Genomic DNA, 24381 nt, shown 5'->3' on the forward strand with positions numbered 1-24381 from the left:
TTTTTTATTGTGAATTTTTTAGATTACTTTAATCTCCAAACACGCACCCAGTCATAAGAAGTTGTTCTTTCTTCTTCCGTACCTGTCATTCCTCCATCGGCGGGAACAGGATTCCAGTCATACGTTTCAACAACCATTCTAATATGCATATTGATATCAAAATCAGCAGCTGGAGTAACTTTTTCTGTCAACACTCCATCCAAATAAAACCAAACTTCTGTTTCACTTTTCCACCAAGCACCATATACATGGTAATCGTCATAAACCATTCCTTCTTTTAGATCCGTATTAGTGCCTTTTATACCCTTCACATAATCACAACCTTCTGGGATGTTTCTACTGTGGGTGTTAGAATGCATAGAACGATCAAAATGTTGTGCCCATTTTCCTTTGGTGTTGATTTCTCCAACACATTCTTGAATATCTAATTCGACAGTTCTTTTGTTGCAACCAGATTCGTTTTTTCCTTCATTGATCAACCAAAATGTAGACGACATAAAAGTTTTGTTGGCTTTCATTCTAGCTTCGTAATATCCGTATTTAGAAGGTGCTACCGAACCTACATACCCACCACCATGAGTAAATGTCTTTTTGTTTTTAACAATAGGTTGAGGGAGCTTATAAGCTGTTATTTTTAAAGATCCATCCTCCACTTTGATGTTGTCTTGCATAAATAATCCAGGAGGTCTACCGATCCATCCACCACCGGTAACCCATTTGCTTTTATTTAAAGAAGAGCCTTTAAATTCGTCTGATTGGTTTTTAACAAGTTTCCATTTTTTGTCTTTTGGTCTTGGGTCATTTCCTTTTTCAAAGGTTGGAGCTTTTTGTGCTGATGAAATTGCGCTGATTGCAAAAACACATATCACTAAAATAGTTTTGATAGAATTTTTCATTGTATAAGATTTTATGGCTCTAAAATAATTTAATAATCCCCACTTAGTATTTAGGGATGGTTTTTATTGAACAACGTATGATTTATCTGATACAACCCTAGATTTGTGCTGCAAAGGTGATTTTGTAATATATTTTATTAATAATTTTACTTTATGTCTAGTTAAAAAAAATTACATTTGAGAAGAAAAAAATGAGATACTTATGAGAACAATAATTCTTTTGATTTTTGGAGTTGTATTGTCAACAACTTCTTTATCAGCTCAAACGGATGCTGCTAAAGGAAAGAAAATATTCAATGGTAATTGTGCAGCTTGTCACAAACTTGATAAAAAATTAATCGGCCCTGCTTTGGGAAATATATCAGACCGTAGAAAATTAGAGTGGACTGTTCAGTTTATAAAAGACAGTAAAGCTATGATTGCTAAAGGTGATAAAGAGGCTATTGAAGTATACAATAAGTTTAATAAGATCCCAATGATCTCTTATTCTTATTTAAGCGATGAAGAAATTTTAAATGTTATCTATTATTTAGATAATGCCAAATAAAAAAAGACCATTCATTTGAATGGTCTTTTTTTTATAATACCCTCGCTCCAGGATATTCTTCTTTTATTTTATTTAGCGCTCTGTCGGCTTCAATTCGTGTTTTGTAGGAAATAGTCTGAACTTTCCACTCAGGTACCTTATAAATTCTTTTGATTTCTATTTCAGGAAATAATTCCTTAAAATCCTGCATTCTTTTCAAAGCTGTTTTTTCATTCCCATTATACAATTGTATGCAGAAACCTTGTTTAGACTGCTGGTTGTAGGCTCTTTTTTTTACTAACAGAGTTTGTAAGCTTTTCTCTGTAGTTATTTGGGAAAAGCCTAGAGTTGGAATGCATATTAAACCAATAATAAATAAAATTCTGTTTTTCATAATGTGTTAAGTAAAAAGGCAAAAATAAAGGTTTGATTTTTATGTAGCTCTATAGAATTGTTAATTTACTAAAATTTTCTTTGTAGACTAAACGATAAAATATTTGAGCATAGATGATTTTGTAATATTTTAGATAAAAATTGATTATTGTCATGTGTTGCGATATCCAATTAAAGAGGTGTATAAAATGCTTGTTTTAGAGTGGGTTAAACAGTAGTGTAATTAGAGTTTAAATGGTTGATAATAAAAGAACGGAAAGTATTGAAAATGAAGCTTCTTAATCGATTTCGAAATATTTAAAATATTGGAAGCTATCAGTTTAGAGAAGAATGTTATTTAGAACAACTATAAATTAGTTCTTAGCTTCCTTTTTTAATTTACAATTTTGGTAATAAGTAGTACTTTTGCTCAAAATTTTGGGGAAATTAATGCGTGTCTATATCGGATGGTTTCATCTCAAATTAAGATAGAAAATTTATATTTTTAAGTATGAAAAGTGTGAAAAAACACAGTCAAATCGGAAGATTAGTAGTTGCTAGTCTTACTTTCTTATTTCTTTTTACCTTCAGTTTGTCTGCGCAAGGAGATGCAAAAGTTGGTAAAAGTTTGTTTAATGCTAATTGTGCCGCTTGTCATAAATTAGATAAAAAACTAGTAGGACCGGCGTTAGGGAAAATCTCTGAAAGGAGAGAAATGGATTGGTTAAAAGCATGGATTAAGGATAACAATGCCTTAAGAGCTTCTGGTGATGCAGATGCAATTGCAATTTATGAAGAGTATAAAGGGTCTCCAATGACTGCTTTTCCTCAGTTTGCAGATGCAGATATTGAAAATATAGTTGCTTATTTGGATGCTGATCCTGTTAAGAAAGCTGGTGCTGCTGCAGTGGCTGCGGCTCCCGTTGAAGTAAAAGAATCAGGTTCTTCGAACTTGATATCATATGTTGTTTTCTTGGTTTTAGCTGGGTTAGTAGTGTATGTTTACTTTAAGAGTGATAATGGTTTCTTGAAAATTGTGGCTACGATCATCTTGTTGTTTAATATTGCTTATTTCGGGTTTACAGCACTTATGAGTATAGGTGTGGATCAAGGATATCAGCCAGTACAGCCTATTGCCTTCTCTCACAGAATACATGCTGGAGATAATAAAATTGACTGTCAGTATTGTCACTCTGCAGCGAAGAACAGTAAGACTTCGGGAATTCCTTCTGTAAATGTTTGTATGAACTGTCATAAGAACATCGGAGAAGTTGCTGAGGAAACTGCTACAGCAGAGCATTCAAAAGCATTTTACGATGGTGAGATTCAGAAGCTTTACAAAGCTGCTGGATGGGATTCAGAGAACTTAGAGTATACAGGTGAAACTGAGCCTATCGTATGGACAAGAATCCATAACTTACCAGACTTTGCATACTATAACCATTCACAACACGTAACTGTTGGAGGAATCAAATGTCAGAAATGTCATGGTCCTGTTGAAGAAATGGAAGAAGTATATCAATATTCTCCTTTAACTATGGGATGGTGTATCGACTGTCATAAAGAGACCAAAGTTAAAATGGAAGGAAATGGATACTACAAAAACATACATGAAGATTTATCTAAAAAGTATGGTGTAGAAAAAGTGACTGTCGCTCAAATGGGAGGGAAAGAATGTGGAAAATGTCACTACTAATCAATTATTAAGTTTATAAAATACCTATATATAACATGGCATCTAACAAAAAATACTGGAAAAGTGTTGAAGAACTAAACGAAAATAGTTCGATTGTTGCTAAGCTTGAAGAAAAGGAGTTTGTTTCAGAAATGAGTGCAGATGAATTTTTAGGAGATAAAGAGAGTTTAGAAGAATCTTCTACTTCTCGTCGTGACTTTTTAAAATATGTTGGATTTTCAACTGCTGCTGCTTCGCTTGCTGCTTGTGAAGGTCCCGTTAGAAAATCAATTCCTTATGTTGTAAAACCGGAAGAGATCACACCTGGAATCGCAAATTATTATGCGAGTACTATTGCTGATGGTTACGATTTTGCAAATGTTTTAGTGAAAACTAGAGAAGGAAGACCAATTCTTATCAAGCCAAACAAATTGGCAAATGGAACTACGAATGCAAGAGTACAGGCTTCTGTACTTTCTTTGTATGATAGTTTACGTTTAAAAGGACCTAAAGTAAATGGAAACGATTCTTCATGGTCTGATGTTAATGCACAAGTTAAATCTACATTGGCTGAATTAAAAGCCTCTGGAGAAAAAGTTGTTTTATTGACGGGTACTTTAGCAAGTCCATCTACAGAGAAATTGATAGCTGATTTTACTGCTGTAAACGGAAACGTGGAGCATGTTCAGTATGATGCAATGTCTGAGTCTACTGCTTTGGATGCGTTTGAAGAAGTATACGGAAAAAGAGCATTACCTAATTATGATTTTTCTGAAGCAAAAACTATTGTTGCTATCGGTGCAGATTTCTTAGGAGATTGGCAAGGTGGTGGTTTTGAGAAAAGCTATACAGAGGGTAGAAATGTTGAGGCAGGAAAAATGTCTCGTCATATTCAGGTAGAATCAAATATGTCTTTGACAGGTTCTAATGCTGATAAAAGAATTGTAGTAAAACCATCAGAGCAGATTTATGCTTTGATCAATTTATATAATGCTGTAACTGGTGAAAGCTTAACTTCTAAAACAACCTCTAAAGATGGTGCTGTTTTGAAAGCTGCGAAGCAATTAAAAGCTGCTGGAAAGCATGGAGTTGTAGTTACAGGAATTCAAAATAAAAATGCTCAATTAATTGCATTGGCATTAAATCAATACTTACAAAGTGAGGTTATTGATACTGCTGCGGTAAAGTATACAAGACAAGGTTCTGACGTTGCTGTAGACTTATTAATCGCAGAAATGAATGCTGGTAAAATTGGTGCAGTTATAACTTATAATACAAATCCAGTTTACACATTAGCAAATAGTGCTGCTTTTGTAAAAGGATTGAAAAAAGTAAAACTCTCAGTTGCTTTTGCTTCTAGCGAAGACGAAACTGCAAGTGTTGCACAATATGCATTGCCAACTCCTCATTATTTAGAGGCTTGGGGTGATGTTCAAATTCAAGAAGGATCTTACAGTTTGACACAACCTACTGTAAATCCATTATTTGATACAAAACAATTTCAAGACTGTTTGTTAGCATGGTCTGGTAGTGAGCAATCTTACTATGATTATTTAACAAATGTTTGGAATGCAGATATCTTAGGAGGTACTTCATGGAATCAAGCATTGCATGATGGAATTTATTCTAAGGAAGTAAGTGCATTAAAAGGAAATAGTATTGATGTGGCGAAAGCTGCAAAAGCATTAAAATCTTCTGTTCAAACAGGAGCATTTGAATTGACTTTATTTGCTTCTACTGCAATAGGTGATGGTCAACTAGCAAACAACCCTTGGTTGCAAGAGTTACCAGATCCATTAACAAGAGCATCTTGGGATAACTACTTATTGATTTCTCAAGCAGATGCTGATGCTCAAGGGTTCACAAACCCAATTAGAGATAATGGTGCTATTGACGGTCAATATGCAAATGTTACTGTAAATGGTGTTGTTGTTGAAAATGTACCAGTATTAATTCAACCTGGTCAAGCTAAAGGTTCTTTAGGTTTGTCTGTTGGATATGGTAAAACAAAAGCAATGAAATCTGAAATGCAGGTAGGTGTAAATGCTTATGCTTTTTCTGCTGATAATAAAAATGTTCAGATAGCAACAATTGAAAATGTTGGTGGTACTCACAAATTTGCTTGTGAGCAGTTACAACATACAATTGCTGGTAGATATGAAATATTAAAAGAAGTATCATTTAAAGATTATAGCAATACAGATTTAGATCCAAAGGAATCTTGGAATCAGGTTACGAAAGTATCTTTAAAGCACGAAGAGGTAGAAGTAAATAGTGTAGATTTATGGGACGATCAAGATCGTAGTATAGGACATCACTTTAACCTTTCTATTGATTTAGGTTCATGTACTGGATGTGGAGCCTGTGTTGTTGCATGTCACGCTGAAAATAATGTACCAGTAGTTGGTAAGCATGAAGTACGTGTAGGTAGAGATATGCACTGGTTGCGTATCGATAGATATTATTCTTCTGAATTGGATGCTGATTCTGCAGAGAGAGAAGAAAACATAAATTCTACTTCTGATGAAGTTGATACTTATTATGCTTTAGAAGCTCCTGCTGAAAATCCACAAGTATCTTTCCAACCAGTAATGTGTCAGCACTGTAACCATGCTCCATGTGAGACGGTTTGTCCAGTAGCTGCGACATCTCATGGTCGTCAAGGTCAAAATCAAATGGCATACAACAGATGTGTTGGTACAAGATATTGTGCAAACAACTGTCCTTATAGAGTGCGTCGTTTTAACTGGTTCAAATACAATGAGAATTCTGAGTTCGATTTCAATATGAATGACGAATATGGAAAAATGGTATTGAATCCTGATGTTGTTGTTCGTTCTAGAGGGGTTATGGAAAAATGTTCTTTCTGTATCCAGTCTACGCAAGCGGTTATTTTAAATGCTAAGAAAGAAGGTAGAAAAGTTGCTCCGGGTGAATTTAACGATGCAGTAGCATGTTCTTCAGCTTGTACAACTGGTTCTTTAGTATTTGGTGATGTAAATGAGTCGGAAGACGCAATCCTTGCTAAGAAAGAAGATAAAAGAGCTTACCGTTTGTTAGAGGCTATTGGAACTGATAATAATGTACTTTACCAAGTGAAGGTAAGAAACACGGAAGAAGCATAAACTAAATTAATTAAGAAACAATATATAAATTATGTCGTCTCATTACGAAGCACCTATTAGAGAACCATTAGTATTAGGGGATAAAAGTTACCACGATATTACGGTTGATATTGCTAAGCCTATTGAAGGGAAAGCAAATAAAAATTGGTACATAGCATTTACAATTTCATTAATTGCCTTTTTGTGGGGTATAGGGTGTATTACCTATACTATCGGAACAGGTATTGGAGTATGGGGATTGAACAAGAACATTGGATGGGCTTGGGATATTACTAACTTCGTTTGGTGGGTAGGTATTGGTCACGCCGGTACATTGATCTCAGCAGTATTATTATTATTCCGTCAAAGATGGAGAATGGCTATTAACCGTTCTGCGGAGGCTATGACAATCTTTGCGGTATTCCAAGCAGGTTTGTTTCCATTAATTCACATGGGTCGTCCATGGAATGGATACTGGGTATTACCAATTCCAAATCAATTTGGATCTTTATGGGTAAACTTTAACTCACCGTTGCTTTGGGATGTATTTGCAATTTCTACGTATTTATCGGTTTCATTAGTGTTCTGGTGGACAGGTTTACTTCCAGATTTTGCAATGTTAAGAGATAGAGCAGTAAAGCCTTTCCAAAAGAAAATTTATGCTTTGTTAAGTTTCGGATGGTCTGGTAGAGCAAAAGATTGGCAACGTTTTGAAGAAGTTTCTTTGGTGTTAGCTGGTTTAGCAACTCCTTTAGTACTTTCAGTACATACAATTGTATCTATGGATTTCGCCACTTCTATCAACCCGGGTTGGCACTCAACAATTTTTCCTCCATACTTCGTTGCTGGGGCAATCTTCTCTGGATTCGCAATGGTACAAACGTTGTTAGGAATTATGAGAAAAGTTACAAACTTAGAAAACTACATTACACGTTTACACGTTGAATACATGAACTTCGTTATTATGTTAACGGGTGGTATTGTTGCTGTGGCGTATGCTTCTGAGTTTTTTATTGCTTGGTATACAGGTTCTCCTTATGAAAACTTTACATACATGTCTGTCGGTGCAGCAACTGGTGCATACGGTTGGGCATTCTGGTCATTGATTTTATTCAACATTTTGATCCCTCAGTTATTGTGGGTAAGAAAGTTTAGAAGAAGTTTTATCGCTTCATTCTTAATCTCTATTGCTATTAATATTGGAATGTGGTTTGAGCGTTTTGACATTATTGCGATTGTATTAAGTAAAGGACATTTACCATCTGCATGGACTCGTTTTGAGCCTACATTTGTAGATATAGGTATTTTCATTGGAACAATAGGATTCTTTGGAGTATTATTTTTATTATATGCTAGAACATTCCCAGTAATTGCTCAAGCAGAGGTAAAATCTATTTTGAAGGTATCAGGAGAAAATTATAAAAAATTAAGAGACGGAAATCATGAGTAATAAAGTAATACACGCCTTATATAATGATGATGACATCCTGATGGATGCCGTTAAGACAGTAAAAGAAAAACACATTCATATTGAGGATGTCTTTACACCTTTCCCAGTTCACGGATTGGATAAGGCTATGGGATTGCCTCATACAAAACTAGCTATAACGGCTTTCTTATATGGATTGACTGGTTTGGGTTTTGCAATTTGGATGACGAACTATATGATGATTCAGGATTGGCCACAAGATATTGGTGGTAAACCTAACTTTAGTTGGTTTTTAAACATGCCTGCTTTCGTGCCAATCATGTTTGAATTGACAGTGTTTTTCGCAGCCCATTTAATGGTGATTACATTTTACATGAGAAGTAGAATTTGGCCATTTAAAGCAGCAGAGAATCCTGATGTAAGAACGACAGATGACCATTTTTTAATGGAAATCGCTATTCATGATAACGAAGATGAATTAAAGTCTTTGTTGAATGAAACAGGTGCAGTTGAAATTAACGTAATTGAAAAGCAATAAGGAGATGAGAAATACGATCACTAAAATAGCAGCAATTTTATTTGTCGCAATCGCGTTTACTTCATGTAATGATAAAACGAAGCCACAAGTTCAGTTCATGCCAGATATGTATACTTCTGTAGCTTATGAACCTTATGGTGTGAATACTGCGTTTGCAAATGGAATGGATTCTCAATCACCGGTTGAAGGAACTATTGCGAGAGGTCAAGTACCTTATGATTATCCTAATTCTAATGAAGGATATGATGCAGCAAAGAACGAATTAAAATCTCCATTAACTGAGTACACTAAGAACAGTGAAAAAGGGAAAGCGTTATACGGAATCTATTGTGCAGTATGTCATGGTAAAAAAGGTGACGGTCAAGGGGATTTAGTAAAGAGAGAAAAGTTTTTAGGAATACCTAATTACAAAGACAGAGATATTACAGAAGGTAGTATTTATCACGTAATTATGTACGGAAGAAACTTAATGGGATCACATGCTTCTCAATTGACGGGAGAAGAGCGTTGGCAAGTTGTGAACCATGTTCAAAAATTAAGAAACGATTTATTAAAATAATCTTTAATAAAGATTGAATTCGAATTATATGTATCAGTTTTCAGGAAAATTAAAAACAATTGCATTGGCATTAATGGTTATAGGAGCTGTGGGAGTGATCTCAGGTTTCTTGTCAACGCCTAGTTCAATTGAAGAAGTAAAAGAGCACTTGCATCATGCAGAAAATGCTCATGGTTCTCACGGTAAAGCGCATCATGCTGAAGCAGATGCTCATGTAGAACATCATGCAGAAGCAGCTCATGACGCTCATGGTCATGCAGAAGCGCATCATGATACTCACGGTGAAGCTCATGAAGAAGTGACAGCACATGGTGAGGAAGATCATGGAGATAGCCATGCAGAACATGTATATCATCAATTAAAGAACAGACCTTGGGCGGCATTTTACGTAGCTTGTTTGTTTTTCTTTGGAGTAACACTTTTAGTATTGGCTTTCAATGCAATTCAAAGAGTAGCTCAAGCAGGTTGGTCAATTGTTCTTTTTAGAGTTATGGAAGGAATCACAGGAAATTTGTTACCTGTAACAATGATTTTATTAGTAATCTTATTATTAGGATCTGCTCATGTACATCACTTGTTTGTTTGGATGGCTCCAGGAACGGTAGATCCAACGGCAGCGAATTATGATGCCATTATTGATGGAAAAAGCTGGTGGTTGAACGTACCAGGTTGGACAATCAGATCTATTGTATATATCGTAGGATGGAACTTATACCGTCATTTGTCTAGAAAAGCTTCTTTAGCTGAAGACAATGAAACGAATTTAGTTAGTTATAAGAAAAATTTTAAAATGTCTGTGGCATTTTTAGGATTCTTCTTATTCACTGAATCTATGATGTCTTGGGATTGGATTATGTCTTTAGACCCTCACTGGTTTAGTACATTATTTGGATGGTACGTGTTGGCTACTTTCTTAGTATCTGCAATAACTGTAATTGCTATGGTTACTGTGTACTTAAAATCAAAAGGACATTTAGAATATGTTAACAATAGTCATATTCATGATTTAGCTAAATTTATGTTTGGTTTCAGTATTTTCTGGACATACTTATGGTTCTCTCAATTTATGTTAATTTGGTATGCTGATATGCCTGAGGAAACAACTTATTTTGTTCAAAGATTTGAAGAATACAAGTTGCCTTTCTTAATGATGATTCCTATGAACTTCATTTTCCCAATCTTATTGTTAATCAACAGTGATTACAAAAGAATTCCAAACTTTGTGATTGGAGCTGGGGTTGTAGTATTATTAGGTCATTATACAGATGTTTTTATCATGGTAATGCCAGCGACTGTTGGAGGAGAGTGGTTCTTCGGAATTCCTGAAATCAGTGCAATATTATTCTTTTTAGGATTGTTTATATACGCAGTATTCTCAACAATTGCTAAAGCACCTTTATTAGCTAAAGGAAATCCTTTCTTACATGAAAGTGAAACTTTCCATTACTAATATATATTAAATAATAATTATAAATAAATAGAACATATGCTAGCTTTATTTTACATCTTTTTAGCTGTTGCAGTAGCCCTAGGGATTTGGCAAGTGAATAGATTGACAAGTTACGGGAAGGTAATTTTAAGAAATGATAAAAACGAGGAAGTTACGGCGATTTCAAAATTAGAAGAAAACCCGTTAGCGACTGAAAAGGATAATGATTTACACGGGAAGCTATTTTTAGTTTTCCTTATAGGTTTCTACATTTTAATGGCATACTGCTTATTCTTTTTGAATGATTTGATGTTGCCTGAATCAGCTTCTATTGAAGGTGAGAATGATGATAACTTATTCTTGATTTCTTTCGTAATGATTGGAATAGTTCAATTTGCGACTCAGGGATTGTTGTTTTACTTCGCGTATAAATACAGAGGTATCAATAATAGAAAAGCGTTGTTCTATGCTGATAGCCATAAATTAGAATTGATTTGGACAACAGTTCCAGCAATCGCATTGACATTGTTAATTGGATACGGATTGTATACTTGGAACGATGTAATGGATTTATCTGATGCTGAAGATCCGATTGTGATTGAAGTGTATGCACAGCAGTTTAACTGGCAAGCTAGATATGCAGGAGCTGATAATACATTAGGTCGTGGTAACGTAAGAAACATTAAGGGAATTAACACTATGGGTGTTGACATGACGGATGCAAATTCTGCTGATGATATTCCTGTAAGAGAATTACACTTACCTAAAGGAAGAAAGGTTGTGTTTAAATTCCGTTCTCAAGATGTATTGCACTCTGCTTACATGCCTCACTTTAGAGCTCAAATGAACTGTGTTCCTGGGATGGTAACTGAATTTGGATTTACTCCTAAATTTACTACTGAGGAAATGAGAGTTCAAGAAGAGACAGTTCGTAAAGTAGCGAGAGTAAATAAAGTAAGAAAAGAGAAAGGTGAAGATCCTTATGAGTTTGATTACTTATTGTTATGTAATAAAATTTGTGGAGCATCTCACTATAACATGCAAATGAAAATTGTTGTTGAAGAAGAGGCTGATTTTTACAGCTGGTTGAAACAACAAAAAACAATCGCAGAAGTAGTTAAATAAGGATAATTAAAGAATAAACATTTTCTTTCCCTTAGGGGATAAAAAAAATAAATTATATTATGTCAGAACATCATCATAAAGAAACTTTTGTAACTAAATACATCTTTAGTCAAGATCACAAAATGATTTCTAAGCAGTTCTTGATTACCGGTATTATTATGGGTGTAATCGGAGTTCTTATGTCTATGTTATTCCGTTTGCAAATTGCATGGCCGGAGCATTCGTTTTCAATTGTAGAAGCTTTTTTAGGACACCATCAAACGGATGGAGTAATGGATCCTGATATGTATTTAGCATTGGTAACAATTCATGGTACAATCATGGTTTTCTTTGTGTTAACGGCTGGATTGAGTGGAACTTTTAGTAATCTTTTGATTCCTTTGCAAATTGGAGCACGTGATATGGCTTCTGGATTCATGAACATGATCTCATACTGGATGTTCTTTATTTCTAGTGTAATCATGGTGATTTCGTTGTTTGTTGAGGCTGGACCTGCATCTGCTGGTTGGACTATTTATCCTCCGTTATCTGCCTTGCCACAAGCAATTCCTGGTTCAGGAATGGGGATGACTTTATGGTTAGTTTCTATGGCGATATTCGTAGCATCATCATTAATTGGTTCTTTGAATTATATCGTTACGATTTTAAATTTAAGAACAAAAGGAATGAAAATGACAAGATTGCCACTTACAATGTGGGCTTTCTTTATCACGGCAATTATTGGTGTGGTTTCTTTCCCTGTATTATTATCGGCAGCTCTATTGTTGATTTTTGATAGAAGTTTTGGTACTTCGTTTTACTTATCTGATATTTTTATCAGTGGTGAAGTATTACACTATCAAGGTGGATCTCCAGTATTGTTTGAGCATTTGTTCTGGTTCTTAGGACACCCTGAGGTGTATATTGTATTATTGCCTGCATTAGGAATAACCTCTGAAGTTATAGCAACCAACTCACGTAAGCCTATTTTTGGTTATCGTGCAATGATTGGTTCTATTATGGCAATCGCATTCTTGTCGACAATCGTATGGGGTCACCATATGTTTATCTCTGGAATGAATCCATTCCTAGGTTCTGTATTTACATTTACAACGTTGTTGATTGCAATCCCATCTGCTGTAAAAGCGTTTAATTATATAACAACGCTATGGAAGGGTAACCTTCAAATGAATCCAGCTATGTTGTTTTCAATTGGACTAGTTTCTACATTTATTACAGGAGGTTTAACAGGTATTGTTTTAGGAGATAGTGCGTTGGATATTAATGTACACGATACATATTTTGTTGTGGCGCATTTCCACTTAGTAATGGGTGTATCCGCTATTTATGGAATGTATGCTGGTGTGTATCACTGGTTCCCAAAGATGTACGGTAAGATGATGGACAAAACATTAGGATATTGGCATTTCTGGATTACTGCAATAGCGGCATATGGAGTGTTTTTCCCAATGCATTTTATTGGATTAGCGGGGCTACCTCGTAGATATTATACGAATACTGCATTTCCATTATTTGATGATTTATCAGATGTAAATGTTGTGATAACTATTTTCGCATTGATCGGTGGTATTGGACAAATTATTTTCTTGGTAAACTTCTTTATGAGTATCTACAAAGGAAAAACTGCAGTGCAGAACCCTTGGAGATCTACAACATTAGAATGGACTACTCCTGTGGAGGGGATTCATGGTAACTGGCCAGGTAAAATCCCTTCAGTTGAGCGTTGGGCTTATGATTATAGTAAGCCAGGACACGATGAAGATTTCGTTATGCAAGATGTGCCATTAAAAGATGGAGAAGAAGAATCTTAATTGATTTGAAAATTTATATTATAAGCCTTTCTAATTTAGAAAGGCTTTTTTATTTTAGTATTTGTACATATTTTAATCGAAGCAATTATGAAACTAGTAAAAACAAAATTATTACCAGAGTTAGGAGTTAGCCATAATGAAGATATTAAAAAAAAAGTTTTCTTAGGCAATAATATAGTACCTCAATTGATGATGTTTGGTTCTGCTATTTTTAAACCGGGTCAGTTTGTGGAACGACACAAGCATGATTCTATGTATGAAGTGTTTTTCATACAATTCGGTAAGGTAGATTTTGTAGTGGATGGAGTTAAACATACGCTTGAATCAGGTGATTGCATGACTATAGAACAGGGTGAATGGCATGAACAAATTAACTGTTATGATGAAAACGTTTCTTGGCTATATTTTGGAGTAGCAACAGATTGAATGGTGTGCTGTGGAAAATAGGGATATTCAATTATCGCTATAAATCATTGTTTTTGTCTATAAATGGGTGTATTTAGCTAATAATCAGTTCAAAAATAGCTATAAATGGATTTTTTTGTATATTGGTCGAATAAAACTAATAATTATGATCAACCTACCCCAAAATTTGATTTTAGAAAAAATACTAGTACTTATTTGTTTAAATATTTCAAATTATAAATCTCCTTGATTTCATTGAAAATTTATTTTCATAATTTGTTGTAAACCAATGATGCTACTACTACTTAAGTGTCTTCGGTTTTTTATTAAATAGTTATCTACCCCTAACTTTTCTACTATGGCCTACCCCTGCCTTAGAAGTAAATGGCAGTTTTTTGTCATGTGCTTTTTAGTACCCTTATTGGTGTTTTCTACCGAATACAAGACTATTCCTTTTGACGCTAAGGATAGCTCTAATTATGTTTATTCTTTTTTTGATGCGTTGAATATCGACTCAGGATTTGACATTGTTTCTTTAAATAGGACTGATAAAAAGAATACTTACTTCAATACAAGTTCCAAAACTAGTTCTGACACTAAATTACCTAAATGGATGGCATTCGGAGCTGCTGCCTTTACATCTACAACTCCGTTCGAATATGCGGTTGACTTCGATGGGAATAACGATTATTTGGTTGCAAATACAAATGCGGATTGGAATAACCCGCTAAGACGTAGCTTTATGAGTGGCGTTGCGGCTGGTTCTGGAAAAACAGCAAATGGGGGTCAGCCTTGGGCTACAAGTGTTGTTTTTAGACATACTGATGATGGAGGACAAAGTGGCTTATGGTCCCAGACAGCTGGTACTAGTGAACATGATCATAATGGAAGACTGCTGCTTGCTGTTGTAAATAATAAATTGACTTTTTATTTAGGACGTCATAAACCAGGAAGTAGCTGGTGGTGGTGGAACGATAAAAATCATATTTCATGGAGAGCTGATACGAATTTGGTTTCTGGAAAATGGTATGCGGTTTATGTTGATTATAATGGGATTCGAACAGACGATTTAGCTACAACACCTTTTAGAATTAGGTTGGTTGATATAAGTACGGGAGCCGTTTCTACTCCTTCAGGAGATTGGTATATAGATGATCAAGGTTATACAGGTACAATTACAGGAGATTTTTATGTAGGTGCTCGTTTTGTCAATGCTGGTTTAAGTCATGGTATGATTGCCTCGGTAGTGGCTACAACGTTAAAACAGGGTGAGGACTTACCTTCGGATACTGAGATAAGGGAAATTACCTTGGACCCGTTAAAATGGTTGAATGATTACAAAGTAGGTAGGGATTGGAGACAGCCTGATGTAAACGGAACCACTTCAAACTTTCAAATAAATCCGAATGACGCCAGTTTGGGAGCATTTGGTACCAAAGTTTGGTTGATGGGTGACGGTGTCAATGATAATGCGAATAATATTGAAAACCAGGTTGCGTCGGATGTTGCTGCACAAGATTTACTGACTAGAAATATGAGTAATCCTATTACTGCCCTTAAACCGGTTTTTACTTCTGCAACCGCAGTAGCAGTGATGGAGAATATTGTTACAACGGCCTACACAGCGTCCGCGGTTAAAATATCTGCCTTGGTTTATAGTTTTGGTTCAGGAAATGATGAGGCTCTTTTTAACATTGATCCTATAACAGGTGAGGTAACTTTTAAAAACTCCCCCGATTTTGAAAATCCTACAGATGCAAATGGCGATAATGTTTATAAAGTGAATATCACTGTAACCAATATTTTCGGAGATTCTGAAAATCAGGATGTGGATATTTCGGTGACTAATGTGATGGAATTGGTGACGACATTTACAGATGTCAATAAAACCTATGGGGATCCTAATTTTGATTTGTTGGCTACATCAAATTCTGGTGGTGTTATTACGTATAGCATTGTAAGTGCTACCTCTGTGGGTACTACTTTGGGTGGTTTAAATAATGAGACCGTTTCTTTAGGAAGTGTTGGTACAGTGACAGTTCGAGCTACAGTTGCACAACATGGCACCATTGATGGTGGTTATATAGATATGACACTTTCAATTGGAAAGAAAGCAATAGTTGTGTCTGCTGATAATGCGACCAAAGTTTATGGAGAAGCGGATCCAGTGTTGAGCTATTCGATTGTCCCTTCGTTAAAAGCAGGTGATGTTTTGACAGGCGTCTTACAAAGAACTGCTGGTGAGAATGTAGGTTCGTATGCCATCAATCAAGGAACCTTGGGGGCTAATGTTAACTATACATTATCTTATAGTACAGGTGGGGTTTTATCAATTACAGAAAAGGAAATTCAAATAACTCCAATAGCAGGTCAAACAAAGATTTATGGAACTACAGATTCGGTATTAACCTATGATGTTTCTCCTAGTATGATAGCGGGTGATACATTTACAGGAAACTTATCCAGGACATTCGGACAAGATGTAGGTAGCTATCCTATCAATATTGGAAGTTTATCTGCAGGATCTAATTATTTAATAAGTTTCAATACGGGTATAGATTTTAGTATAACCCCTAAAGAAATTAGTATTACGCCAGTTGCGGGGCAATCTAAAATATATGGAGAAACGGATCCATTGTTAAGTTTTAATAATGCACCAGTATTAGAATCTGGAGATTTCTTTATGGGAAGCCTTACAAGGGTACCTGGAGAGTCAGTTGGGTTTTACACAATTACCCAAGGAGATGTAAGTGCTGGAGCAAATTATACAATTAAATTTATTTCAGGGATTGATTTTATGATTGTTCCGCAGGAGGTTACTGTAACACCTCAAGTTGGTCAGTCCAAAGTTTATGGAGAAACGGATCCTATTTTTACATACACTGTTTCACCATCTTTGGAACTAGGAGATGTTTTTTCTGGTCAGTTATTAAGGAATCCTGGTGAGAATGTTGGTGATTATGATATCATAGAAGGTAGTTTAGATGCAGGGGCTAATTATACCGTGAAATTTATTGCGGGAATAGATTTCAGCATCACCTCAAAGCAAATTACAGTAACACCTCTAACGGCGCAATCTAAGGTGTATGGATCGATTGGTTCAGTACTTAACTATGATGTTTCTCCAAACCTAGAAACAGGAGATTCTTTTACAGGAAGTCTTGCAAGAAATCCTGGTGAGAATATCGGTGATTATTCCATTGTACAGGGGTCATTGGATGCAGGTCTTAATTATTCAATCCTATTTAGTTCAGGTGTCAACTATACTATTTCGCCTAAAGAAATTAGCATCACACCGAATCCGGGCCAATCAAAAGTGTTTGGATCTGTAGATCCGGTTTTTACATATACCACAGCACCTTTATTGGAGTCAGGAGATAATTTTATAGGCCAATTAGATCGTACTTCAGGTGAGAATACCGGAAATTATGCAATTGGTTTAGGTACTTTAACTGCAGGAACTAATTATACTATTGTATTTAATGCAGGCGTAGATTTTAGCATTACTTCAAAAGAAATTAATATAACACCTAGACTGTCTCAAAGTAAAATATATGGAGCATTGAATCCTATACTCACCTTTGATAATGTACCACTGTTGGAAAGTGGAGATGTATTTACAGGTAGTCTTGTGAGAGTGACGGGTGAAAATGTTGGGTCTTACGCTATTAATCAAGGAAGCTTGGATGCGGGACCTAATTATACTTTGAAATTTAATTCAAGTATCGATTTTTCTATTTCACCAAAATCGATAACAGTAACGCCAAATGCTGGACAATTTAAAGTTTATGGAGAAACTAATCCAGTTTATACCTATGGTGTTTCTCCGGCTCTTGAAGTTGGTGATGTGTTTTCTGGAGAACTGTCAAGAACTCCTGGTGAAAATGTAGGTGTTTATTCAATAACTAAAGGTAGCTTGGATGCAGGTTCAAATTATAACTTACTATTTAATTCAGGAATAGATTTTAGTATCAGTGCAAAAACGATAACGATAACTCCTACAGTTAGTCAGACAAAAGTTTACGGAGCATCGGATGCTATTTTAACCTATTCAGTAACTCCAAATTTAGAAATTGGGGATGCTTTTTCTGGAAGTTTGAATAGAGTTCCAGGAGAAAATATTGGTGCTTATGAGATAGTAGAAGGAACTTTGACTGCTGGGGTTAATTATGCTTTGATTTTTACTTCTGGAATAGAATTCCTTATTACACCTAAAATTATTTCAGTTACACCAACAGCCGGACAATCTAAAGTGTTTGGTTCGGTTGATCCTATATTTAAGTATACGATTGCTCCCCAATTAGAAAGTGGAGATGCCTTTACCGGAGCCTTACAAAGGATTCCAGGAGAGAACATTGGAGATTATGCGATTTCAAGGGGTACTATAAACGCAGGGTCAAACTATACTATAGTATTTAATTCAGGTGTTGATTTTAGTATTACCCCTAAAGAAATTAGAATAACACCAACAATGGGTCAAAGTAAAGTTTACGGACAGGTAGATCCTGTTTTGACCTATACATACGCACCAGATTTAGAATTGGGAGATAGTTTTACCGGGAATGCTGTGAGAGTATTAGGTGAAAATATTGGGAATTTCGAAATAAGTCAAGGAACATTAAGTGCGGGACCTAACTACACTTTATTGTTTGATTCTGGTATTGATTTTTCAATAACCGCAAAAACAATTACCATTACTCCTACAGCAGGGCAATCTAAAGTTTATGGAGATGCAGATCCAATACTAGCATACAATGTCTCATCAGGATTGGAAAGTGGCGATTTGTTTTATGGTAATTTATCTAGGGTTGTAGGTGAAAATATTGGAGACTATGCCATTACCAAAGGTTCATTAACTGCTGGTTCTAATTATATATTGGTGTATAATTTAGGGGTAGATTTTAGCATTACCCCAAAAACAATTACGATAACGCCAGTTGCAAGCCAAACAAAATTTTATGGAGAAATTGATCCAGAGTTGTTTTATGATATAACTCCAGCATTAGTTATGGGAGACGTGTTAACCGGAAAACTAAATAGAGTTTCAGGAGAAAATATAGGTACGTACTCGATTACCAAAGGTAATATTGCAGCTAGTGCTAATTATTCGTTATTATTTACTCCAGGGGTTAATTTTAACATAACAGCAAAAGATGTTTTCGTAACTCCATTGATCGGACAGTCGAAAGTATACGGTGAAGGCGATCCAATCTTGAAATATGATATTGCACCTGCTTTAGAATTAGGAGATGTATTGACAGGAGAACTTTCGAGAGGAGTTGGAGAAAATGTAGGAGTTTATGAAATAAATCAAGGAAGTTTAAACACGACTGCTAATTATAATTTGGTTTTTACTTCTAATATTGATTTTATTATTTCAACGAAACAAATAAAAGTAACACCAACAGAGAATCAATCTAAGATTTTTGGAGGAGTGGATCCGATTCTTACCTATAATATTGTACCGAGTTTATTTGCAGGAGATGCTTTAACAGGGAATCTTTTAAGAACACCGGGCGAGGATGTTGGAGCCTATGATATCTCTAAAGGAACCTTGGATGCAGGGCCTAATTATAGTTTTGTATTTGATTCAGGTGTTGATTTTAGCATTACGCCTAAAGATATTATGATTACACCTGTATCTGGTCAAAATAAGGTATATGGGGAATCGGACTATAAATTGAAATATACAATGTTCCCAGCTCTAGAGTCTGGAGATATTTTGACAGGAAACCTTACAAGAGTCTTCGGAGAGGGTATCGGACTTTATGAAATCTCAAGGGGAGATTTGATGTCGAATATGAATTATAATTTAATGGTTGCCTCTGGAGTAGATTTTGAAATTCTTCCAAAAAAGATTATCGTTACACCAAATGCAGGTCAGTTTAAAGAGTACGGTGAAAACGACCCACCATTGACCTTTACAATCAATCCTCTATCTGAAGATTCTAGCATACTAAAAGGTAGTTTGGTTAGAACAGCTGGAGAAAATATTGGGACCTATGAAATTTTGAAAGGAAGCTTGAGTGCCCCTAATAATTATGAATTGGAGGTGATTTCGGGAATTGACTTTACTATTGTTCCTGCAATGCCGACTATAGAATTCTCTGATATTGTTAAGGTGTATGGAGATGATAATTTCAGCTTAAATGCAACTTCGGATTCAGATGGAACTGTTAGTTATAGTATTGTTGGAGCCGCAAACGGAACAAGTTTGTCTGGTGCAAATAATCAAGTTGTTTCAATTGGAAATGCAGGCAAAGTGATTATTAGAGCAAGCTATTCAGGTACGACTAATTATGTTGAATCTTATAAAGAGATTGTGCTTACAATCGAGAAGGCAATTTTATCCGCAAAGGCAGAGAATGTTTCTAGAGTTTATAGAACAGAGAATCCTGATTTTACCATAAGCTATAGTGGTTTTGTAAATACGGATACAGCTGCTGATATAGATGTTGAGCCTAGAGCAAAAACCATTGCAACTATTGATTCAAATGTAGGTGAATACTACATCGTATTGTATGGTGGTTGGGATGATAATTATATTATTCAGTCGGGTATATTTAGTCTTGGAGTCCTTACTATTATTGAAAGAATTCCGTCTCTAGTATTTTCAAACATTAATAAAGTTTACGGAGATCCAGATTTTAGTTTGGAGGCTACTACAACCTCTGTAGGCGAGATTACCTATAGCTTTATTGGAGACGCTGGTGAAACAACATTATCTGGTATTGGAAATCATATGGTTTCAATTGGAAATGCGGGAATAATAAGAATTAGAGCCACCGTAGAGGGAACTACTAATTTTGCTTCTGTGACAAGAGATATTATTTTAACAGTTGAAAAAGCAGACTTAATCGCAAGAGCAGATGATATGTCAAGAGTGTATGGAGTTGAGAATCCAGAGCTGACAATTAATTATGAAGGCTTTGTTTATGATGATACAAAACTAGATCTTGATGAGGAGCCTGTTGCAATTACCATTGCTGATATTACCTCAAATGTAGGTGAGTATTATATTTTGATTTTCGGTGGAAATGATAAGAATTATAACATCATTGCAGGAGTATTGAATCCAGGAGTATTTACGATTATTCCTCAAAACCCTACATTAGAATTTGATAATATCACAAAGACATATGGAGATGCGGACTTCAAGCTAGCAGCTGTAACAGATTCAGATATCCCTGTTACATATACGATTGTTGGTGAAGCAAATGGTACCGTATTGTCTGGCGCTCGAAATGAGAATGTCAGTCTGGGTAATGTGGGAGCTGTAAAAGTAAGAGCAACATATGGTGCATCTGTCAATTTTGAAGGTATAACCAAAGAAATCTTATTGGTTATCAAAAAGGCTAAGTTGTCTGTTGAGTTGAAAGATGTTTCTAAGCAATATGGTCAAGAAGATCCTGCTTTTGAGTATGTAATTACATCCGGAGATATGAAAGTTGGCGAGGATATATTCCTTACAAGAGTAAAGGGTGAGGATATAGGCTCTTATTCCATTTTTCCAAGTATAGCCAATTTCAATTATGAGATTAGCTACGAAAAGGCATCATTAAATATTACGAAGGCAGCAGTAACGGTTTCTGCAATGGTACAATCAAAAATGTATGGAGAGGAAGACCCAATATTGACTTACGAATTTATTGAAGGTGCACTGGCTAGTTGGGATGAAATGGAGCTTTCAAGAGAAATAGGAGAGGATGTAGGTTTCTATAAGATTTATTCTTCGTTTGAAAATTCGAATTATGATATTACTTACATTGGCGCAGATTTTGAAATTACTCAATCCGTAATAACAGTAAAAGCAGATGAGAAAACAAAAGGATATGGTTCTTTAGATCCTGTTTTAAGTTACGAGATTACTTCTGGTTTATTTGTAGAGGGTGATGTATTTGAAGGTGAGTTGATTAGGGAAGAAGGTGAAGAAATAGGAGCATATACAATTTATTCAACGCTTTCTCATCCGAACTATTTAATCACATATATCAGTGCTGATTTAATAATTGTAGTTTCTGAATTAACAATTACGATAGATCACTTAACAAAAGGTTATGGAACGGAAGATCCAGAGTTTACTTATAAAATAACTTCAGGAGATCGCAATAATACTCTAGATTTTACCAATCTTCTAAAAAGGGAACCTGGTGAAGAAGTAGGTGTTTATAAAGTTTACATGGAGTATTCAAACGATAATTATTTGATTACAATTGTTGATGGCTCTTTAACCATTGAGAAGATTGTTCCGGTGGTTAGTACGATGGAGGCCGCTGATGTTTCTGGAAAAACTGCCTTGTTTGAAGGGAAACTGATTTCAAACGGAGGAAATGAAGTGACAGAACAAGGATTTATGTTAGGGTTTGTCAATTCAAATTTGGTTGCTAAAAATTCTTCTGTATTGGTAAGAATTGAGCTAGATGCTAAAGACCCATTTAGAAGCATTGAGAACAATTTGAATAGTGAAACCACTTATTATTATAGAGCTTATGCAGTGAATTCAATGGGAATAGGATATGGCGAGATTAAAAGTTTCACAACTTTAGATATTACAGCTCCTAGTGCACCAATTGTGCTGCAGGCGGCTGGCTTTACCTGTCCAAATAACAGAGAAGTGACATCTGATAATAATTTTATTATTGTCGGGAAATCTGAGCCTGAGAGTATTGTAGAGGTGTTTATAAATGGAAGTTCAGAAGGTTTTGGAACTACGGATCTTTATGGAAACTGGACTTTAGATTTAAGTGATGTTACTCAGGAGGATGGTACTTATAACGTTACCGCTATTGCTACTGATTTGTCATATAATTCTAGTGTCCTTTCTGAAATCTACACAATTTTGATAAGTACTGAAAATAGTGACTTAGATAATATTCCGGACCATTGTGATGACGATGATGATAATGATGGTTATTTGGATGCAAATCAAATTCAAGAAAAGAAAGGTTATGGAATTTCTCCTAATGGAGATGGAATCAATGATGTCTTGGAGATTAGAGATATCGAAGACTATCCAAACAATGAATTATCGATTTTCAGTAGGTCTGGAGCTCTTGTTTACAAAGCAAATGGTTACGATAATACTTGGGACGGAAGAAATATGTTTACAAGCGGAGATGCCAAACTTCCTGAAGGTGCTTACTTCTTTGTATTGGACTTAAAAACATCTGGTAAACATATTGTGCAAGGTTGGATTTATATAAAATACTAAAAGGTAGGTGATGAATAGTAGAAATAGAACGATGATAAATATGAGAATTCTGATATGTGTATTTTGTTTTGCAAGTGCAATCAAACTGACAGCGCAACAGGAACCTAACTTCACGATGTATAATTTTAATTTAAACATCATCAATCCTGCTTATGTTTCTGTAAACAAACATGCTGAGGCTAGTTTGTCTTATCGCAGTCAATGGACGGGGGTTCCTGATGCTCCAAATACTTCTGTTATTGCATATACGGCTCCGATTCATGACAGGTTGGGTTTTGGCTTGTCTGTTGTAAATGATGAAATTTATATTTTAAATAAAACAGATGCTTCTTTTGATTTGGCATATGAAGTGCAATTTTCAGATGAATACTATGTCCATTTTGGATTAAAAGCAAGTGTTAGTTTTGTAAACTTAAATTTAACTACTGCAGGAGCTCCAGATAGAGATATGGTTTTTAGTGAAAATGAAAGTTATGCCACACCAACAATCGGTGCAGGAATTTACCTATCTCATCCGAAGTATTATTTGAGTCTTTCAACTCCAAGTGCATCAAAAGTAGAAAGATATTCAGTTGCAGTGGATGCACCCGAGATTATTGTAAACTATTTACATGTTTATTTTGGAGGAGGATATATCATGGAGTTCAATGATGATTTTTCATTAATACCGGCCATCATGAGTAGATTTGTAGCTGGAGCAACAGCTACCTATGATTTATCCACAACTTTAGAGTACCAACAGAAATTGAAAGCTGGTTTGAATTACCGTTGGAAAGAATCGGTTTCCATATATACGATGTTTTCTTCAAAAAGTAATTTTAATTTTGGGTTTGCTTATGATATGAATGTATCAGAGATCGCAAAGGTGAATACTCATGGTTCTTTAGAGTTGCTATTGAGATATAAGTGGAATTAAAATGAGAGACTATTTGTGATTGATTTTTATAAATGATAAAATGGAAGTCAATCAAAGGAAGAGTCTTTAGTGAGCTATAATTTTTAGTATCTTCGTGCTATCTAAGCATCGAATGAATGAATGAAAATCTAAATCCAGAAAACTCCAATTTCTCACATGAGGAAATGGATGTAGAGAAAAAATTAAGACCCTTAAGTTTTGACGATTTTACAGGACAGGAACAGGCACTGGAAAATTTAAAAATATTTGTAGAAGCCGCAAATAGAAGAGGAGAAGCTTTAGATCATACTTTATTTCATGGCCCTCCCGGTTTGGGAAAAACAACGCTTGCTAATATTTTGGCAAACGAGTTGAATGTTGGCATCAAGGTAACTTCTGGACCTGT

General features: G+C 35.3%; 15 protein-coding genes. 13 read left to right on the top strand and 2 right to left on the bottom strand.

The features are described 5' to 3' along the window. Window positions 1-23: 23 nt before the first annotated feature. Window positions 24-896 carry a family 16 glycosylhydrolase gene (locus tag P8H68_RS11395; protein ID WP_300325118.1) on the bottom strand — a complete coding sequence of 291 codons (873 nt, stop codon included), beginning with the start codon at window positions 894-896 and terminating at the stop codon, window positions 24-26. Window positions 897-1098: 202 nt separating this feature from the next. On the opposite strand from P8H68_RS11395, the gene P8H68_RS11400 reads away from it, so the two are divergent. Then, entirely contained in the window at window positions 1099-1443 is a 345-nt protein-coding gene (locus tag P8H68_RS11400) for a c-type cytochrome (protein WP_300325121.1), read from the top strand. Window positions 1444-1474: 31 nt separating this feature from the next. On the opposite strand, the gene P8H68_RS11405 is transcribed toward P8H68_RS11400, so the two are convergent. Next, window positions 1475-1816, bottom strand: a complete 342-nt coding sequence (locus tag P8H68_RS11405) for an SPOR domain-containing protein (protein WP_300325124.1) — start codon at window positions 1814-1816, stop codon at window positions 1475-1477. 489 nt (window positions 1817-2305) lie between these two features. On the opposite strand from P8H68_RS11405, the gene P8H68_RS11410 reads away from it, so the two are divergent. From P8H68_RS11410 to P8H68_RS11465, 12 genes are all read left to right on the top strand, one after another. After that, window positions 2306-3490, top strand: a complete 1185-nt coding sequence (locus P8H68_RS11410; protein WP_300325127.1) for a c-type cytochrome — start codon at window positions 2306-2308, stop codon at window positions 3488-3490. Window positions 3491-3525: 35 nt separating this feature from the next. After that, complete coding sequence (locus P8H68_RS11415) at window positions 3526-6594, top strand: TAT-variant-translocated molybdopterin oxidoreductase (protein WP_300325130.1); 3069 nt, start codon at window positions 3526-3528, stop codon at window positions 6592-6594. 31 nt (window positions 6595-6625) lie between these two features. Continuing rightward, a complete protein-coding gene (gene nrfD / locus P8H68_RS11420) occupies window positions 6626-8023 on the top strand; it encodes an NrfD/PsrC family molybdoenzyme membrane anchor subunit (protein WP_300325133.1) in 1398 nt (465 codons plus the stop codon). Beyond that, entirely contained in the window at window positions 8016-8540 is a 525-nt protein-coding gene (locus P8H68_RS11425) for a DUF3341 domain-containing protein (RefSeq protein ID WP_300325136.1), read from the top strand. The genes nrfD and P8H68_RS11425 overlap by 8 nt, the downstream gene beginning before the upstream one ends. A 4-nt stretch (window positions 8541-8544) precedes the next feature. Then, window positions 8545-9099, top strand: a complete 555-nt coding sequence (locus P8H68_RS11430) for a cytochrome c (protein WP_300325139.1) — start codon at window positions 8545-8547, stop codon at window positions 9097-9099. Between the two features lie 28 nt (window positions 9100-9127). After that, window positions 9128-10549, top strand: coding sequence for a quinol:cytochrome C oxidoreductase (locus P8H68_RS11435; RefSeq protein ID WP_300325142.1), 1422 nt, complete (start codon window positions 9128-9130; stop codon window positions 10547-10549). 36 nt (window positions 10550-10585) lie between these two features. Then, window positions 10586-11653: a cytochrome c oxidase subunit II gene (locus tag P8H68_RS11440; RefSeq protein ID WP_300325147.1), complete on the top strand. Its 1068-nt coding sequence runs from the start codon at window positions 10586-10588 to the stop codon at window positions 11651-11653. A gap of 59 nt (window positions 11654-11712) precedes the next feature. Further along, window positions 11713-13464 carry a cbb3-type cytochrome c oxidase subunit I gene (locus P8H68_RS11445; RefSeq protein WP_300325150.1) on the top strand — a complete coding sequence of 584 codons (1752 nt, stop codon included), beginning with the start codon at window positions 11713-11715 and terminating at the stop codon, window positions 13462-13464. 87 nt (window positions 13465-13551) lie between these two features. Beyond that, entirely contained in the window at window positions 13552-13890 is a 339-nt protein-coding gene (locus tag P8H68_RS11450; RefSeq protein ID WP_300325153.1) for a cupin domain-containing protein, read from the top strand. A gap of 337 nt (window positions 13891-14227) precedes the next feature. Continuing rightward, window positions 14228-23080, top strand: coding sequence for an MBG domain-containing protein (locus P8H68_RS11455; RefSeq protein ID WP_300325156.1), 8853 nt, complete (start codon window positions 14228-14230; stop codon window positions 23078-23080). Between the two features lie 10 nt (window positions 23081-23090). Further along, window positions 23091-23996, top strand: a complete 906-nt coding sequence (locus P8H68_RS11460; protein ID WP_300325157.1) for a PorP/SprF family type IX secretion system membrane protein — start codon at window positions 23091-23093, stop codon at window positions 23994-23996. Between the two features lie 116 nt (window positions 23997-24112). Continuing rightward, window positions 24113-24381 (top strand): AAA family ATPase (locus P8H68_RS11465; protein ID WP_300325160.1); only part of this gene is annotated, 269 nt, incomplete at its 3' end.

The organism is Flavicella sp., assembly GCF_029238425.1.
GTDB lineage: Bacteria > Bacteroidota > Bacteroidia > Flavobacteriales > Flavobacteriaceae > Flavicella.